The organism is Limnohabitans sp. T6-20, assembly GCF_003063505.1.
In the GTDB taxonomy this organism is placed as follows: Bacteria; Pseudomonadota; Gammaproteobacteria; order Burkholderiales; family Burkholderiaceae_C; genus Limnohabitans_A.
In genome coordinates this window covers 368464-384197 of the sequence record NZ_NERW01000001.1, presented here as the reverse complement: position 1 = coordinate 384197, position 15734 = coordinate 368464, and the positions used below count along the sequence as shown (strand labels likewise).

13 protein-coding genes are annotated in these 15734 nt (G+C 59.0%); 10 read left to right on the top strand and 3 right to left on the bottom strand.

What is annotated here, in order from left to right:
• Positions 1 to 4: 4 nt before the first annotated feature.
• From holA to B9Z33_RS01850, 4 genes are all read left to right on the top strand, one after another.
• Positions 5 to 1057: a DNA polymerase III subunit delta gene (gene holA, locus B9Z33_RS01865; RefSeq protein ID WP_108285323.1), complete on the top strand. Its 1053-nt coding sequence runs from the start codon at positions 5 to 7 to the stop codon at positions 1055 to 1057.
• A gap of 133 nt (positions 1058 to 1190) precedes the next feature.
• Positions 1191 to 2471, top strand: coding sequence for a glutamate-5-semialdehyde dehydrogenase (locus tag B9Z33_RS01860; protein WP_108285322.1), 1281 nt, complete (start codon positions 1191 to 1193; stop codon positions 2469 to 2471).
• A gap of 125 nt (positions 2472 to 2596) precedes the next feature.
• Entirely contained in the window at positions 2597 to 3892 is a 1296-nt protein-coding gene (gshA, locus tag B9Z33_RS01855) for a glutamate--cysteine ligase (RefSeq protein ID WP_108285321.1), read from the top strand.
• A gap of 105 nt (positions 3893 to 3997) precedes the next feature.
• Positions 3998 to 5872, top strand: coding sequence for a potassium transporter Kup (locus tag B9Z33_RS01850; protein WP_369916194.1), 1875 nt, complete (start codon positions 3998 to 4000; stop codon positions 5870 to 5872).
• A gap of 194 nt (positions 5873 to 6066) precedes the next feature.
• Here B9Z33_RS01850 and asd read toward each other — a convergent pair whose 3' ends face one another.
• Positions 6067 to 6924 (bottom strand): archaetidylserine decarboxylase, encoded by an 858-nt coding sequence (gene asd, locus B9Z33_RS01845; RefSeq protein WP_108285320.1) that lies wholly within the window; start codon positions 6922 to 6924, stop codon positions 6067 to 6069.
• A 219-nt stretch (positions 6925 to 7143) separates the two neighbouring features.
• Between asd and B9Z33_RS01840 the strand changes: the two genes are divergently transcribed.
• The 3 genes from B9Z33_RS01840 to B9Z33_RS01830 all read left to right on the top strand — a co-directional run bounded on the left by B9Z33_RS01840 (position 7144) and on the right by B9Z33_RS01830 (position 9384).
• Positions 7144 to 8073, top strand: coding sequence for an ATP-binding cassette domain-containing protein (locus tag B9Z33_RS01840; protein WP_108286083.1), 930 nt, complete (start codon positions 7144 to 7146; stop codon positions 8071 to 8073).
• Positions 8074 to 8076: 3 nt separating this feature from the next.
• Positions 8077 to 8883, top strand: a complete 807-nt coding sequence (locus B9Z33_RS01835) for an ABC transporter permease (RefSeq protein ID WP_108285319.1) — start codon at positions 8077 to 8079, stop codon at positions 8881 to 8883.
• Between the two features lie 63 nt (positions 8884 to 8946).
• Positions 8947 to 9384 carry a hypothetical protein gene (locus B9Z33_RS01830; RefSeq protein ID WP_108285318.1) on the top strand — a complete coding sequence of 146 codons (438 nt, stop codon included), beginning with the start codon at positions 8947 to 8949 and terminating at the stop codon, positions 9382 to 9384.
• Positions 9385 to 9507: 123 nt separating this feature from the next.
• On the opposite strand, the gene B9Z33_RS01825 is transcribed toward B9Z33_RS01830, so the two are convergent.
• Together B9Z33_RS01825 and B9Z33_RS01820 are read right to left on the bottom strand one after the other, a co-directional pair.
• The gene (locus tag B9Z33_RS01825) at positions 9508 to 10125 is read right to left on the bottom strand and encodes a hypothetical protein (RefSeq protein WP_108285317.1); all 618 of its coding nucleotides are present in this window, start codon (positions 10123 to 10125) and stop codon (positions 9508 to 9510) included.
• Positions 10126 to 10215: 90 nt separating this feature from the next.
• Positions 10216 to 11460: a glycosyltransferase family 4 protein gene (locus B9Z33_RS01820; RefSeq protein WP_108285316.1), complete on the bottom strand. Its 1245-nt coding sequence runs from the start codon at positions 11458 to 11460 to the stop codon at positions 10216 to 10218.
• 315 nt (positions 11461 to 11775) lie between these two features.
• On the opposite strand from B9Z33_RS01820, the gene B9Z33_RS01815 reads away from it, so the two are divergent.
• From B9Z33_RS01815 to B9Z33_RS01805, 3 genes are all read left to right on the top strand, one after another.
• On the top strand, positions 11776 to 13059 hold the full coding sequence (locus tag B9Z33_RS01815; RefSeq protein WP_108285315.1) for a PQQ-dependent sugar dehydrogenase: 1284 nt from the start codon (positions 11776 to 11778) through the stop codon (positions 13057 to 13059).
• A 64-nt stretch (positions 13060 to 13123) separates the two neighbouring features.
• Positions 13124 to 13468 (top strand): cytochrome c, encoded by a 345-nt coding sequence (locus B9Z33_RS01810; protein WP_108285314.1) that lies wholly within the window; start codon positions 13124 to 13126, stop codon positions 13466 to 13468.
• A gap of 55 nt (positions 13469 to 13523) precedes the next feature.
• Complete coding sequence (locus B9Z33_RS01805; RefSeq protein WP_108285313.1) at positions 13524 to 15689, top strand: TonB-dependent receptor domain-containing protein; 2166 nt, start codon at positions 13524 to 13526, stop codon at positions 15687 to 15689.
• Positions 15690 to 15734 lie beyond the last annotated feature (45 nt).

Genomic DNA, 15734 nt, shown 5'->3' with positions numbered 1-15734 from the left:
ACGCATGCAACTGGCCCTTCCTCAGCTGGCGGCGCACCTGCAAAAAGGCTTGCGCAGCCTGTATGTTTTGCACGGCGACGAGCCCCTGCTCATCCAGGAGGCCGCCGATGCCATCCGCGCCACCGCACGTGCCCAGGGCTACACCGAACGCAGCGTGCACACCGTGTCGGGCGCACATTTTGACTGGAGCGAAGTGTTGGCTGCAGGCGGCTCGCTCAGTTTGTTTGCCGACAAGCAAATCGTGGAAGTGCGCGTGCCGTCCGGCAAGCCGGGCAAAGAAGGCAGCACCGCCATTCAGCAACTGGGGGCATCCGCCCAAGGCAACGACACAACCCTGACCTTGTTTTTGCTGCCGCGCCTCGATGCGGCTACCCGCAAGGGGGCCTGGTTTGGCGCGCTGGAAAATTCGGGTGTGTCGATCCAGATCGATCCGGTCGAGCGCAATGCCTTGCCCCAGTGGATCGCGCAGCGCCTGCAGCAGCAGGGACAAAGCGTCGTGTCAGGCGAAGAAGGCCAGCGCACCTTGCAATTTTTTGCCGACCGCGTGGAAGGCAACTTGCTGGCGGCGCACCAGGAGATTCAAAAGCTCGGTTTGCTGCACCCCCAAGGCGAACTCACCCAGGAACAGGTCGAAACCGCCGTGGTCAATGTGGCGCGTTACGACGTGTTCAAGTTGTCAGAGGCCGTGCTCTCTGGGCAGGTGGCCCGGGTGCAGCGCATGCTGGACGGCCTGCAGGCCGAAGGCGAGGCCGCTGTGCTGGTGCACTACACCTTGGCCGAAGACATCCGTGCCCTGAAGCGGGTGAAAGACGCGATGGCCAGCGGCAAACCCCTGCCCATGGCGCTGCGCGAGCAACGCGTGTGGGGTCCGCGTGAACGCCTGTTTGAGCGCGTGTTGCCCCGCATGACCGAGGCCCGTCTGAATGGCTTGCTGCAAGCGGCCCACCAGGTGGATGGCATCGTCAAAGGCCTGAAAGTGCCCGAGTGGCCGACCGATGGCTGGCAAGCGCTGCAGCGCCTGGCCGTGCGCTTTTCGCGCTTTTGCATCGTTCGCTGAAGTTTCCCGGTGGGAGCGAGCCCCTGTTCGCGAATGTCGGCTTGAGCCAATTCGGGCATTCGGCTGCGGGGGCAGCCTCCCACAAAGAAGGCACCTCACAAAGAACTTGGTCTGCATCTGCGAAAATGTCTGAATGACTGATCTGAACACCGCTGAACACGTCCAGACCCTGGGACAGCAGGCCAAAAAAGCATCGGCCCTGATGGCCAAGGCTTCTGCCGCTGTGAAAAACAAGGCTTTGCGCCATCTGGCCGCCTTGTTGCGTGAGAACACCGAGGCCCTGCAAGCCGACAACGCCAAAGACCTGGCGCGCGCCCGCGCTGCCGGGCTGGCCGAGCCCATGGTGGACCGCCTGAAACTCACGCCCAAAGTGCTGGAAACCTGCGCCCAAGGTTGCGAGCAGCTGGCTGCCATGCCCGATGTGATTGGCGAGATCGTCGGCATGAAGCAGGTGCCCAGCGGCATCCGCGTGGGCCAGATGCGCGTGCCGATTGGTGTGTTCGGCATGATTTTCGAGAGCCGCCCCAACGTGACCATCGAGGCGGCCAGCTTGTCCATCAAAAGCGGCAACGCCTGTATCCTGCGCGGCGGCTCCGAGGCGATTGAATCCAACAAGGCGCTGGCCCGTCTGGTGCAGCAGGCCCTGACCGACAGCGGCCTGCCCATCGATGCGGTGCAACTGGTGCAAACCACCGACCGCGCCGCTGTGGGCCAGCTGATCACCATGCCGCAATTTGTGGACGTGATCATTCCGCGTGGCGGCAAGGGCCTGATCGAGCGCATCAGCGCCGAAGCCAAGGTGCCCGTCATCAAGCACCTGGACGGCAATTGCCACACCTATGTGGATGACCCTTGCGACATCGACATGGCCGTCAAGGTCGCCGACAACGCCAAAACCCAGAAGTACAGCCCCTGCAACGCCAGCGAGAGCCTGTTGGTGGCGCGCGGTGTGGCGGCCGACTTTTTGCCCAAAATTGGCGCGCTTTATGCAGCCAAGGCGGTGGAGATGCGTTGCTGCCCCAAGGCCAAGGCCATCCTGAGCCAGGTCGCCGGGGTGAACCTGAAAGACGCCACCGAGCAAGACTGGTTCGAGGAATACCTCGCCCCCATCATCAGCATCAAGGTGGTCGAAGGGGTGGACGAGGCAATTGCCCACATCAACCACTACAGCAGCCACCACACCGATGCCATCCTGACCCGCGACCACATGCACGCCCAGCGCTTTTTGCGCGAGGTGGACTCGGCCAGCGTCATGGTGAACGCCAGCACCCGCTTTGCCGATGGTTTTGAATACGGGCTGGGTGCCGAAATCGGCATTTCCACCGACAAGTTCCACGCCCGGGGGCCGGTCGGCATCGAAGGCCTGACTTCGCTCAAATATGTGGTTCTGGGTGAAGGCGAAATCCGCACCTGATCTGCTCGTTCTGGGTGGCTGGGCGCACATGCCCTTGGCCTTTGTCCGGTCAGTGCTTGCAATGGCACCTTCTGGCCCCATATGATTTCCTTGTTTTTGTCACTTCAGCCCCATAAAGGTCGCCCATGGTTCCCCATCTTGTCACTGCCCTGAACGGCCCCATCAATGAGCTGGAGCAGCGCATCCTCGATTCCATGCCCGCGATTGAGCGCTGGTTCCGTCTGGAGTGGATGGAGCACACGCCGCCGTTCTACACATCGGTGGACATCCGCAACGCAGGCTTCAAGCTGGCCCCGGTGGACACCAACCTCTACCCCGGCGGCTGGAACAACCTGACACAGGAAATGCTGCCTTTGGCCGTGCAAGCCGCCCAGGCGGCGGTCGAGAAGATCTGTCCGGAAGCCAAAAACCTGCTGATCATTCCGGAAAACCACACCCGCAACACCTTCTATCTGACGAACGTGATGCAGTTGCAGCGCATCTTCCACATGGCGGGCCTGAATGTGCGCATTGGTTCGATCAATCCCGAAATCAAGGAGCCGACCACCATCGAGCTGCCCAATGGCGAGAGCATCACCCTGGAGCCGGTGGTGCGCAGCAAGCACCGCTTGGGCCTGAAAGACTTCGACCCCTGCACCATCTTGCTCAACAACGATCTGTCGGCCGGTGCCCCAGGCATTCTGGAAGACCTGCATGAGCAATACCTGCTGCCGCCGCTGCACGCGGGCTGGAGCGTGCGCCGCAAGACCAAGCACTTTCAGAGCTACGAGGAAGTGGCCAAGCGCTTTGGCAAGCTGCTGGGCATCGACCCCTGGCTGATCAACCCGATGTTCAGCCAGTGTGGCGATGTGAACTTTGCCGAAGGCACGGGCATGGAATGCCTGCGCAGCAACGTGGATGCGCTGCTGACCAAGATCAAGCGCAAATACAAGGAATACGGCATCAACGAAAAGCCGTTTGTGGTCGTCAAGGCCGACAACGGCACTTACGGCATGGGCATCATGACGGTGCGCGATGTGGCCGATCTGGACGCGCTCAACCGCAAGACCCGCAACAAGATGAATGTCATCAAGGACGGCCAGACCGTCAATGACGTGATCATCCAGGAAGGCGTGCTGACCAACGAGCGCATCAACGACGCCGTGGCCGAGCCGGTGGTCTACATGATGGACCGCTATGTGGTGGGTGGTTTTTACCGCGTGCACGCCGAGCGCGGTGTGGACGAAAACCTCAACGCCCCGGGCGCCAGCTTTGTGCCTTTGGCCTTTGCCGACACCCCGCACCTGCCCCAGCCTGGCGTCAAACCCGGTGCCAGCGTGCCCAACCGCTTTTACATGTATGGCGTGATTGGCCGTTTGGCCATGTTGGCGGCCAGTTACGAGCTGGAAGCGACCGACCCCGAGGCCGAGGTTTACGACTAAAGTTGTTGCACTGCAACAAATCCCCAAAGGAACGGTGACACGGGGCTGGAATCGGGCGCAAAATAGTCTACTTGTTTTCCATCCGGCTTGACCCGCGTCAGGTCAATGCCCGTGTCTTCTACCCGTTCTTCACTCGTCGCACTGACTTTGGGCGCCATTGGCGTCGTTTATGGCGACATCGGCACCAGCGTGCTGTATGCCATGAAAGAGGTGTTTGGCTCCGGCCATGTGCCCTTCACGCACGAAAACGTTTACGGCATCCTCTCCATCTTTTTTTGGACCCTGACCACCATCGTGTCGGTCAAATATGTGGTGCTGGTGCTGCGCGCTGACAACCACGGCGAGGGCGGTTTGGTGGCCATGCTGGCGCTGGCTTCGCAATCGGTCAAAGACCGGCCCCAGTTGCGCAAGGTGTTGCTGGTGGTGGGTATTTTTGGCACCTGCCTGTTTTATGGCGATGGGGTCATCACCCCGGCCATTTCTGTGCTGTCGGCAGTCGAGGGCCTGGAGGTCATCTCTCCAGCCTTCAAAAAATCGGTGATTCCGCTGACCCTGGTCATTTTGTTCATGCTGTTCTGGGTGCAAAAGCGCGGCACGGCGGGCATTGGCAAATTTTTTGGCCCCATCACTTTGGTGTGGTTTGCCACCATCGCCTTGCTGGGCGTGTCGCACATCGTTCAGCACCCCGAAATCCTGTTCGCCATCAGCCCGCATTACGCTTTGGGCTTCATGTGGCACAACCCGGGCATCACCTTCATCATTTTGGGTGCCGTGGTGTTGTGCGTCACGGGTGGCGAAGCCCTTTATGCCGACATGGGTCACTTTGGCAAAAAACCGATCCGCCTGGCCTGGTTCAGCGTGGTCATGCCCTGCCTGACTCTCAACTATTTCGGCCAAGGTGCGTTGCTGTTGTCAGAGCCCGAGGCCGTCAAAAACCCGTTTTTCATGATGGCGCCCGACTGGGCCTTGGTGCCCTTGGTCGGCCTGGCCACCATGGCCACGGTCATCGCCTCGCAAGCCCTGATTTCTGGCGCGTTCAGCGTGACCAAACAGGTCATCCAGCTCGGTTATTTGCCTCGCTTGCAGGTGCAACACACCAGCGAAACCGACACGGGGCAGATCTACATGCCCTTTGTGAACTGGGGCCTGTTCGTCGCCATCGTGTTGGCGGTCGTCATGTTCAAGTCGTCCAGCAACCTGGCAGCGGCCTACGGCATTGCGGTGTGCACCGACATGCTGATCACCACCGTGCTCACCTTCTTTGTGATCCGCTACGCCTGGAAGCTGCCGCTGGCGCTGTGCATTGGCGCAACGGGCTTCTTCTTCGTCGTGGATCTGGCGTTCTGGGCTTCCAACCTGCTCAAGTTGTTTGATGGCGGCTGGTTCCCCTTGTTCATTGGTGCGGCCGTGTTCACCCTCATGCTGACCTGGCACGATGGTCGCCGCCTGCTGAACGATTCTTTGCGTTCTGACGCCCTGAAGCTGAGCGATTTTCTTGAAGCTGTTTTCATTGCACCGCCCACTCGGGTGGAAGGCACGGCGGTGTTTTTGACCGCTGAAACCGGTGCGGTGCCCAATGCCTTGCTGCACAACCTCAAGCACAACAAAGTCTTGCACGAGCGCAATCTGTTTGTCACTGTGCGCAGCCACGAAGTGCCCCGCATGGACGCCGACAAGCGCCTGGATGTGACGCCGCTGGGCAACGATTGCTGGCAAGTCATCGTCAACTACGGCTTCAAGGACAACCCCGACTTGCCATCGGCACTGGCCAATATTCAGGATGACGGCTACAAGCTCGACCCCATGATGACCAGCTACTTCCTGTCACGTGACATCGTGATCCCCACCATTGGCGGCGGCATGGCCACCTGGCGCGAAAAGTTGTTTGCTCAAATGCACCACAACGCCAGTGCGGCGGCCGAGTTCTTGAACCTGCCCACCAACGCGGTGGTCGAGCTGGGCTCCAAGATCGAAATCTGATTGAACTTGCAAGTCGGGGCTGAAGCCGCTGATCTGCGCTCGGTATTTGAATGCTGCCTATGTGTGAGTGGGTTGTCTCTGTGGGAGGCTGCCCCTGCGGCCGAATGTGTGCAGTGGCTCAGCCGAGCTTTCGCGAGCAGGGGCTCGCTCCCACAAAAACGATCTGACTCAAAATAATCGGGGTCAGATCCCCATTAATTCAACGTTCCCATCGCCTCGCCCATGCAAATGGGCCGGGTGGGTGTCCAGTCGGTGTTGAACTGCATCACGTCCTTGGGGAACAGCATCACCACGGTGGACCCGAGCAAAAAGCGGCCCATCTCTTCACCCTGCGCCAGGGTGATGTTGCCCATCTCATAGGTCCACTCGCGCACCTGGCCCGGGCGCGGCGGGTTGATCACACCGTGCCACACGGTGGCCATGCTGCCCACAATCGTCGCGCCCACCAGCACCATCACAAACGGGCCGTGCTCGCCTTCAAACACGCACACCACCCGCTCGTTGCGGGCAAACAGGCCCGGCACGCCACGGGCCGTGGTGGGGTTGACCGAGAACAGATCGCCCGGCACGTAAATCATGCGGGTCAAGCGGCCGGCGCAAGGCATGTGGATGCGGTGGTAGTCGCGTGGGCTCAGGTAGAGCGTGGCAAACTCGCCGTCCTGAAACTGTGCGGCCAGTGCCGCATCGCCACCCACCAGGGCGCGGGTGCTGTAGCTGTGGCCTTTGGCCTGAAAGACCTGATCGCCCGTAATGGGGCCGCATTGGCTGATGGCCCCGTCCACAGGGCTGACGTAGGCCGCTGCGGCCAATGGGCGTGCGCTGGCCTTGAGCGGACGGGTGAAAAACTCGTTGAAGCTCTTGTAGCTGGCCGTGTCCGGGTTGGCCGCTTCGCTCATGTTCACGTTGTAGCGGCGCACAAAGCGGTCGATGATGCCGGTGGTCACAACACCCCACTGGCTACCCGCCACCCAGCCCGCAAAGGCGGTCAGGGCTTGCTTGGGAATCAGGTACTGCGGCAAAACCGCCAGGCGGTTAGAGAAAGAAGGGGACATGAGGGGGCCGCTTGGGCGGATCAGTAGAAGGCCCCGATTTTATCGGGCCGCCTGCTCGGGTTTTCCCCCTGTGGGAGGCCGCCCCTGCGGCCGAATGCGTGCCATGGTTGATCAATCATTCGCGAGCAGGGGCTCGCTCCCACAAAGATGGAGACCTGTTTCCTGTGGGAGGTCGCCCCTGCGGCCGAATGGTGGCGACCCAACAGGCACAATCCGGGCATGAACTCCCCTTTGCTTTCGGTCGAACACTTGGTCAAACGCTACGGCGACGCCACGGTGGTCAATGACCTGTCTTTCCACATCGAGCCCGGCGAATGCCTGGGCGTGATCGGCCCCAACGGCGCGGGCAAAACCACCACGCTGCGCATGTGTCTGGGTTTGTCGCAGCCCGATGGCGGCTCCATCCGTTATTTCGACGGTTTGCAAATGCCCAAGGATGCCTTGGACATCAAGGCCCGTTTGGGCGTGGTCGCGCAAATGGACACGCTGGACCCGGACTTCACCGCTGAAGAAAACCTCTTGGTCTTTGGCCGTTACTTTGGCTTGCCCGACGCCACCATCCGCGAGCGCATTCCCCACTTGCTGGAGTTTGGTGCGCTCACCCACAAGGCCAAAGCCAAGCCCGGCGAACTGTCGGGCGGCATGAAGCGGCGCCTGAGCCTGGCCCGCGCCCTCATCAACCACCCGCAACTGCTCATGCTGGATGAGCCCACCACGGGCCTGGACCCGCAAGCGCGGCACCTCATGTGGGAGCGCCTGCAGGTGCTGCTGCAAGAAGGCAAGTCCATCTTGCTCACCACCCACTTCATGGACGAGGCCGAGCGCCTGTGCTCGCGCCTCTTGGTGCTCGACCAAGGCCGCAAGATTGCCGAAGGCAAACCCCGTGACCTGATCGCCGAGCACCTGGAGCCTGAGGTGGTCGAGGTGTTTGGCCAAGGCGCGGTGGCGCTGGCGCAAGAGGCCAGCTTGAAGGCCCTGGCAGGGCGGGTCGAGGTCAGCGGTGAAACCGTGTTTTTCTACACGCACGACAGCCGCTCCTTGTTGAACGCTTTGCAAGCCTGGCCTGCGCTGCGTACCTTGCATCGACCATCCAATCTGGAAGATCTGTTCTTGAAATTGACCGGACGCCAGATCCGTGAGGAGGGTTGAGCCATGAGCCAAATTCAAAACAACATCTGGTCCGCGCCCCGCCTGTCCATGCGTTGGTGGCCCGTGTTCCTGCGCAACTGGCTGGTCTGGAAAAAGCTCGCTATCCCCAGCCTGGTGGGCAACATCGCCGAGCCGCTCATGTGGCTGGTGGCCTTTGGTTACGGCCTCGGGGCCTTGGTCGGGCAGATCGAGTTGGGCGGCGAGAAAGTGCCCTACATCCTGTACCTGGCCAGCGGCAGCATCTGCATGAGCGCCATGAACGCCGCCACGTTTGAGGCGCTGTACTCGGCGTTTTCGCGCATGCATGTGCAAAAAACCTGGGACGGCATCATGAACGCCCCGGTGCGCTTGGACGACGTGGTGCTGGCCGAAATGCTGTGGGCCGCGTTCAAAGCGCTGTTCACCGTCACGGCCATTTTGGGTGTGATGCTGGCGCTGGGCATCAGCCACAGCTGGAAGCTCTTGGTGGCCTGGCCCGTGCTGCTGGGCGTGGGTATCACCTTCAGCTGCATGGCGCTGATCTTCAATGCGCTGGCCAAAGGCTACGACTTCTTCACCTATTACTTCACCCTGTTTCTCACGCCCATGATGTTCCTCTCGGGCATCTTTTTCCCGCGAGAGCAATTGCCCAGCTTCGTGCGCGTGATCGCCGACTGGTTGCCGTTGTCGGTGGCCGTCGACTTGGTGCGGCCGCTGTTTTTGAACCGCTGGCCGGACCAACCGCTGCGTCATGTGTTGGTGCTGGCGGGGTTTGCAGTGGTGTCGTTTTGGATAGCGCTGGCGTTGACTCGGAAGCGGTTCCGGAGCTGATATTACTCATCCCGGAGGATGCGTCGATTCAACAGCAGCGGAAGTTTGTTGTGAGTTAAAAAAATGAGTAAGTTGAAAACTGGAAGTGAGGAAATTATGAAAATTTTGGCATTGCTCTTTGTAACATCGTTTGGGTTCAGCACTCACGCGCAGGAGATGTGCTTTTCATGTAATGGAACTTTTTATTCGAAGGCATTCGATAGTATAAAAAAAGACCATACATTTGCGCTATGTATAAATAAGAGCGATATGTCTATCTCATACGATACCGAAGGCAGTCGACAGACGAAATGGAGGTTTTCGGAGCGTACAGAATCCTTGATCCCGGTCTACTATTACTGGCGCAAAGAATACGACAACACCATCTATGGTCGATTGTCTGAGCAAATCGAGCTGTCTGATGTCAAATACAGTTATCAGTATGTTGCGAAAGATAAGCAGTCAGTAGCTGTGGTGGCGGTTAATGGGCAATGCGTGCCTGTTCCGCGAATTGGAAAGTGAAAAATTGCGAATTCAAAATATGCTTTGTACTGTTTCAATTGGCAAGGTGCTGATTGACACGATAAGATTTTTTTAGTTATCGTCTTAAAATTTATGGCTCGGATTCACGACACTTTATAGGTTTTATGTCTCGTTAAACTGTGTTGTACCTTGTACATGGACTTGTCGTTTTTGTGTTGTGAGACGCAGTTGAATTAGGTTCCGCAAATTTTTCACAGATTTAGTTGCTCGCTGTTGATGTTCTTCATCGTGCCAAAGAATTGCTGGTGTGCCGATCGTGTAGTGCTCTACGTACTCCGCAAGAATAGAAGAGTTTTTTAATATCAGCATGAACTCGATAGACCAGCTTTTAACGTTGAAGTGCGCGAAATCATTGCGAAGGTCATTAATTGAGGAGAATGCAATGACGCAATCATTGGCTTCAAACGGTATTGCTGAGTCTCGGAGATTTGACTTATCGAGAGACTTTTTGACGAGATCGATGAAGCGGTCCATGCGCGGCGAAACCGGTTTGAACATGTCCGCCTTCATCATTTGCATCGCAATTTTCGGCTCTTGTATTAAAAACCCATTGCCAGCTTCAAGAGCAAGTGATGCGGTACTTTGCACTGCCGAGTGCAAGGCATTTATGAACCACTTCCAGTAACGCGCATCAGTTTTGCTTTTGTAGAAAAAATCGTTGGTCAACTCAAGCGTTTCGACTAAGTCCAGCGCTGTGTCAGTTCTAAAATAATTACTCATTGGCTTGATAGGTGAATAATGAAAGAAGCTGGTGGTTCAGAAATGAACAAGAACAGCATGCAACCATTTTTAAGTGGACTAGCCGAAAAACTATTTTCCCGCTAACTCCTCAACCCACGCCATCTGCCCAGGCAAACACCGCGTCTCCAAATCGTAGTGTTCCACCGCAAACGCCCGTGCCTGCGTCCCCAGCCGTGCACGTTCAGCCGGGTCGTCGCACAAGTCAATCACCTGCTGTGCCAACGCTGCCGGATCAAAGAAGTCCACCAGTTGCCCGGTTTCGCCGTGGCGGATGGCTTCGCGCACCGGGGCGGTATCGCTGGCCACGATGGCGCAGCCTGCGCTCATGGCCTCAAGCAAGCTCCAGCTCAGCACAAAGGGGTAGGTCAGGTACACGTGCACGGTGGACACCTGTAGCACACGCAAGAAATCGGCATAGGGCACCTTGCCCACAAAGTGCACGCGTGACAGGTCCAGCTCGCTCTTCACCTCGTTCAAGAAAATCTCGCGCCACGTTTGGGCTTGGCCGTCGGAGCCGGGTGGCGGCGCGGCGCCGTAGCTGACCTCGTTGCCACCGATGATGACCACGCGGGCATTGGGGCGGACTTTCAGGATGGCGGGCAGTGCCCGCATGAATTGGTGGTAGCCGCGATAGGGCTCCAGGTTGCGGTTGACGAAGGTAATGACTTCGTCGTCTTTGCCCAGTTGCAAAACACCTTGCGGGGTTTGCACGCGGATGCGCGCAGTCGGGTCAGGCCTGATCTGGTCGGTGCGGATGCCGTCGTGGACGACGGCGATGCGCGAGGCAAATGGCTCGGGGAACAGGGAGGCCTGCCAGTGCGTGGGCGCGATGCCCGCGTGCGCACGCGGAAAATGCAGCTCATAGTTGGCGTTTTTCATTTGCAGTCGGCAGACGTTGTCGGTGTCTGGACTGCCGAATTCCCGGTCAAAGCCCACGTCGGCACCTTGTTGCTGGTAGAAAAACTCGCAATAAATGCCCAGCCGTGCTTGTGGCCAGACTTGCTGCAAAAACAGGCTCTCGCCCCAGCCGGGGTGGGCCACGATCGCATCGGGCACAAAGCCTTGTTCGCGCAGCTTCACGGCAGCTTGCCAAGCGGCTTCGCCGCGCAGGGTTTTGACTTCCAGATCGGCCAGCCAGCGGTGCGTGCCTTGGCCGGGCCGGCCCGCGACCGGGTAGCGCACCAGCTCTACGCCCGGCACAGGGGGGCAGGCGTTGATGTGCAGGGCCACCACGCGGTGGCCTTGCCGCGCCATGGCGGGGGCCAAGTGCTTGAACTGACCGGGAAAGTTCTGGTGGACGAAAAGGATGTTCATGGCGGGATACGTGAGGAGGAATCATCGCACGCCAAAAACCGGATCTTGTCAATGTGGTGTTTAGCAAGGCCAATGGCCTTGATCCAAGGAGAGCGAATTTTTCGAGAGTTCGTTTCTGTCAGTCCTGTGCGCGACATAAATGAATACATAAATTTAAAAAATCATGAAATATTTTTCACTAAATAAACATCTTTTGAGAGGGTTTTTACCAAGCCCATACCCGTGGCTTTGACCTAAATTGAAAAGGCCAAGCTTCGGTGTTCCCGGAGTTTCCCAATGGCAATAACCATCGATTGCAAAAATCAACGACAGGAGATGAACGTGAAAATGACCCGACTCAGCGCTGCCTTGCTGGCCGCTACTCTGGCCGCAGGGGTGCATGCGCAGGCCTCCAAGGACAACCTCAACACGATGAAGCAGATGAAGGTCGCCACGACCGATCTGAACATTCCGGTGGTACCGCAAACCGGGCGCAATGCCGATGCGATCCGCAACAACCTGAAAAAAATCAAGCTGCCCGAAGGCTTCAAAATTGACCTGTTTGCCGTTGTGCCCGATGCGCGGCACATGGCGGTCGCGCCTTCCACCAACATGCTGTTTGTGGGCACTCGCAAGACCACCGTTTGGGCCGTGACCGACCGCAACAGCGATGGCATTGCCGATGAGGTGAAGTCCTTTGCGCCTTCGCTCAACTTCAAAGTGCCCAACGGCGTGTGTTGGACCAAGGACGGCTTCCTGGTCGTGGCCGAGCACAACCGTGTGCTCAACTTCCCGGCAGCAGAGTTTTTCTACGAAGGACCGGATGTCGCGGTGATCGAGGTGGTGCCACAAGGCAAGTTGGTCCCGACCGAGCACGAGTCTTACAACCACGGTGCGCGCACTTGCCGCATCGGTCCAGACAACAAGCTGTATGTCACGCTGGGGCAGCCGTTCAACGTGCAGCCCGCTGACAAAGTCGATGAGTTCAACCGCTTGGGCATCGGCGGCATTGTGCGCATGGACCCCTTTGACGGCAGCGGCCGCGAGGTCTACAGCATCGGCATGCGCAACTCGGTCGGCCAGGACTTCAACCCCAAAGACGGCACGCTGTGGTGGACGGACAACCAGACCGATGGCCTGGGCAACGACATCCCACCCGGTGAGTTGAACCGATCCACCAAAAAAGGCGAGCATTTCGGCTACCCCTACTGGAATGGCAAGTTCAAGGTGGCTGGCTCGGCCGCGGCGCCTGATTTGAAGGACATGAAAGAGCCCGCCAATGCGGTCTTCCCCCAAGTCGAGTTCCCTGCGCACCAGGCTCAGTTGGGCATGACCTTTTACACGGGCAAGCAGTTCCCTGCGAAATACCGTGGCGGCATTTTTGTCGCTTCGCACGGCTCCTGGAACCGCAGCCCCGCCAGTGGTGCACTCATCAACTTCGTGTCGCTGAAGGCCGATGGCACGGCCGACAAGTCTGAGGTGTTTGCCGAAGGCTGGCTGAACCCCGAGACAGGCACCTACCTGGGCCGCCCGGTCGATGTGGCAGTCATGAAGGATGGTTCGATCCTGATTTCGGATGACTACGCAGGTGCGATTTATCGCGTGACCTACGGCAACTGATGGTGTGATCGATGAAGGCACCCGCTCATGGCGGGTGCCTTTTTCAAGTAAAAAAAGGTTCAAGATGTTTTCAGCTAAATCATGGCGCGTTCAGGCCTTGGGGAGCACTGTGGCGATGTTGGCCGCGATGTTCCCTCAAGCGCAGGCAGCGGACCCCAAGGCGGGGCAAGTCAAAGCCGGCATGTGCGCCACTTGTCACGGTGCATTGGGTTTTTCCACCATACCCAATGCCCCACACCTGGCGGGGCAGCCCGCCATCTACATTGAAGAGCAACTCAAACAGTACCGCAGTGGCAAACGCGCCAACGAGGTGATGGCGGTGATGGCCAAGCCACTGACTGACAAGGAAATTGAAAACCTGGCGGCTTGGTATGCGTCTATTCCCATCGAAGTCGGACAACCTCGTTGAGTCGACATTTTTGTTTCGGCATAACGCCACACACTGATTTTTCAAGGCCAGCCCTGTGACCGCCCCATTCCCTCTTGTTTTGCGCCCCGTTGTTTGGGCGGCAGCTTTGCTTTGCGCTTCGAGCGCACAAGCCCAATCCAGCCCGCCGCAAGCAGCGTCTGTTGATTCAGGCGCGTTGTCGCCTGTTGTGGTGAGCGTTGAGCGCGGCAGCGGTGGCTTGTGGCGAGGCGCGACATCGGTCGATGTCGTCGAAGGCGAAGAGCTGCGCGACGGTCAGGCCCAGGTCAACTTGTCCGAAAGTTTGAGCCGTGTGCCGGGTTTGGTCATTCGCAACCGACAAAACTATGCACAGGACTTGCAAATTTCGATGCGAGGCTACGGGGCACGAGCCACCTTTGGCGTGCGCGGGGTGCGCTTGTTTGTGGACGGCATTCCAGCCAGCGCACCCGATGGATCGGGCCAGGCGGCCAACTTCCCGCTGGGCAGTGCCGACCGGGTCGAGGTGGTGCGTGGCCCGATGGCGGCGCTGTATGGCGCGTCGTCAGGAGGCGCCTTGCTGCTGTACACCGAAGGCGGCCAGCAGCCTGCGCAGTGGCGCACCGGGCTGGTGGCAGGCTCGGACGGATTGTGGCGCTTGTCCACCCAGGCCACAGGCCAAACCGGCACGGCCCAAGAGCCCGGTTGGTCTTATGTCGTCGATCTGAGCCGGTTTGAAACCGACGGAACGAGGCCCCAGTCTGCCGCTGACCGCACGACGGCCAATTTGAAACTCTCGCGCCAGCACGAAGGCGGTCGCACCGTGCTGGTGTTCAACCGGCACAGCAGCTTTGCTCTGGACCCGCAGGGCCTGAGCCGCGGCGAATTCGATGACAATCCCGAGCAAACCACGTCATCGGCATTGACATTTAACACCCGCAAGTCGGTGGCTCAAACCCAATTGGGCCTGGCCTTTGAGCAAGCGCTGGGCAACGGCCACAAGCTGGAGTTGATGGGCTATGGCGGCCAGCGCCAGGTGGTGCAATACCAATCGATTGCGACGGGCGCACAACTACCTGCAGGCAGTTCGGGTGGCGTGATTGATCTGGATCGTGACTATTGGGGCTGGAATGCCCGCTGGCGTCACGAGGGCGATTGGCAGGGCGGTCGTCTGTCGCTCAGCGCAGGTGTGGCCTCTGACTTTCAAAGCGATAAGCGCAAGGGCTATGAAAACTTCATCGGCAGCACGCTGGGTGTGCAAGGCAAACTCCGCCGTGACGAGGTCAACCGCGCCGAAACACTGGATCCCTATCTGCATGCCGAGTGGCGTACGCAAGACCTCACGCTTATGGGTGGGGTGCGCCAGACCCGCACGGAATACGAATCCAAGGACAGTTACATCGTCGGCAACAACAAGGACGACAGCGGCAGCAAGCGCTACAAAGCCACCTTGCCAGTGCTGGGTGCGCGCTTGCAACTGAACCCGTCCTTGCAGGCTTTCGCCAGCATCGGCAAGGGCTACGAAATCCCGACGCTCAACGAAGTCGCCTACCGCAGCGGTGGGGTGTCGGGCTTCAACACCTCGTTGAACGCTGCACGCAGCACCAGTGCTGAGCTCGGTCTGCGCGGGCGGGCCGAACGCACCCAGTGGAGTGCCACCGCCTTTGAGATCCGCACCGACGACGAAATCGTGGTGCAAAACAACACGGGTGGCCGCACCACGTTCCAGAATGCCGGGCGTACGCTCCGTCAGGGCCTGGAGTTGTCGGGACAGACGCGCATGGGCGCAGTCGGATGGACCGCCGCTTACACTTGGCTGCGCGCCCATTACAGGGATGCCTTCATGACCTGTACCACCACGGGTTGCCCCAATGCAAACCCGCAAGTGCAAGTGCCTGCGGGCAACCGCATTCCTGGCCTGCCAGAGCATCAGTTGTTTGTGCAGGCTGCTTGGGACATGGGTTGGGCGGGCAGTCGCTTGACGTTGGAGGCGCGTCATGTGGGCCGAGTGGCAGTCAACGACCTGAACACGGATTTTGCGGCGAGCCACACCTTGTTCAATTTGGCTGTCCAGTTCAAGCAAGACCATGGCGATTGGACCTTGCGCGAATTCATCCGGGTAGACAACCTGAGCGACCGCAAACACGCAGGGTCGGTGATCGTCAACGACGGCAACGGCCGCTTCTTTGAGCCGGGTGCGGGGCGCAAGCTCTTGCTGGGCTTGGAGGCTCAGCGCCGGTTCTGAAAGGGGTTTCCTCCAGACCGGTTTTTCTGGCGTCCGGCTGCCCCA

What these genes read in the sequence shown, in the direction of transcription:
- holA (WP_108285323.1), top strand. Translation starts at nt 5, where the DNA reads ATGCAACTGGCCCTTCCTCAGCTGGCGGCGCACCTGCAAAAAGGCTTG.
- B9Z33_RS01860 (WP_108285322.1), top strand. Translation starts at nt 1,191, where the DNA reads ATGACTGATCTGAACACCGCTGAACACGTCCAGACCCTGGGACAGCAG.
- gshA (WP_108285321.1), top strand. Translation starts at nt 2,597, where the DNA reads ATGGTTCCCCATCTTGTCACTGCCCTGAACGGCCCCATCAATGAGCTG.
- B9Z33_RS01850 (WP_369916194.1), top strand. Translation starts at nt 3,998, where the DNA reads ATGCCCGTGTCTTCTACCCGTTCTTCACTCGTCGCACTGACTTTGGGC.
- asd (WP_108285320.1), bottom strand. Translation starts at nt 6,924, where the DNA reads ATGTCCCCTTCTTTCTCTAACCGCCTGGCGGTTTTGCCGCAGTACCTG.
- B9Z33_RS01840 (WP_108286083.1), top strand. Translation starts at nt 7,144, where the DNA reads ATGAACTCCCCTTTGCTTTCGGTCGAACACTTGGTCAAACGCTACGGC.
- B9Z33_RS01835 (WP_108285319.1), top strand. Translation starts at nt 8,077, where the DNA reads ATGAGCCAAATTCAAAACAACATCTGGTCCGCGCCCCGCCTGTCCATG.
- B9Z33_RS01830 (WP_108285318.1), top strand. Translation starts at nt 8,947, where the DNA reads ATGAGTAAGTTGAAAACTGGAAGTGAGGAAATTATGAAAATTTTGGCA.
- B9Z33_RS01825 (WP_108285317.1), bottom strand. Translation starts at nt 10,125, where the DNA reads ATGAGTAATTATTTTAGAACTGACACAGCGCTGGACTTAGTCGAAACG.
- B9Z33_RS01820 (WP_108285316.1), bottom strand. Translation starts at nt 11,460, where the DNA reads ATGAACATCCTTTTCGTCCACCAGAACTTTCCCGGTCAGTTCAAGCAC.
- B9Z33_RS01815 (WP_108285315.1), top strand. Translation starts at nt 11,776, where the DNA reads ATGAACGTGAAAATGACCCGACTCAGCGCTGCCTTGCTGGCCGCTACT.
- B9Z33_RS01810 (WP_108285314.1), top strand. Translation starts at nt 13,124, where the DNA reads ATGTTTTCAGCTAAATCATGGCGCGTTCAGGCCTTGGGGAGCACTGTG.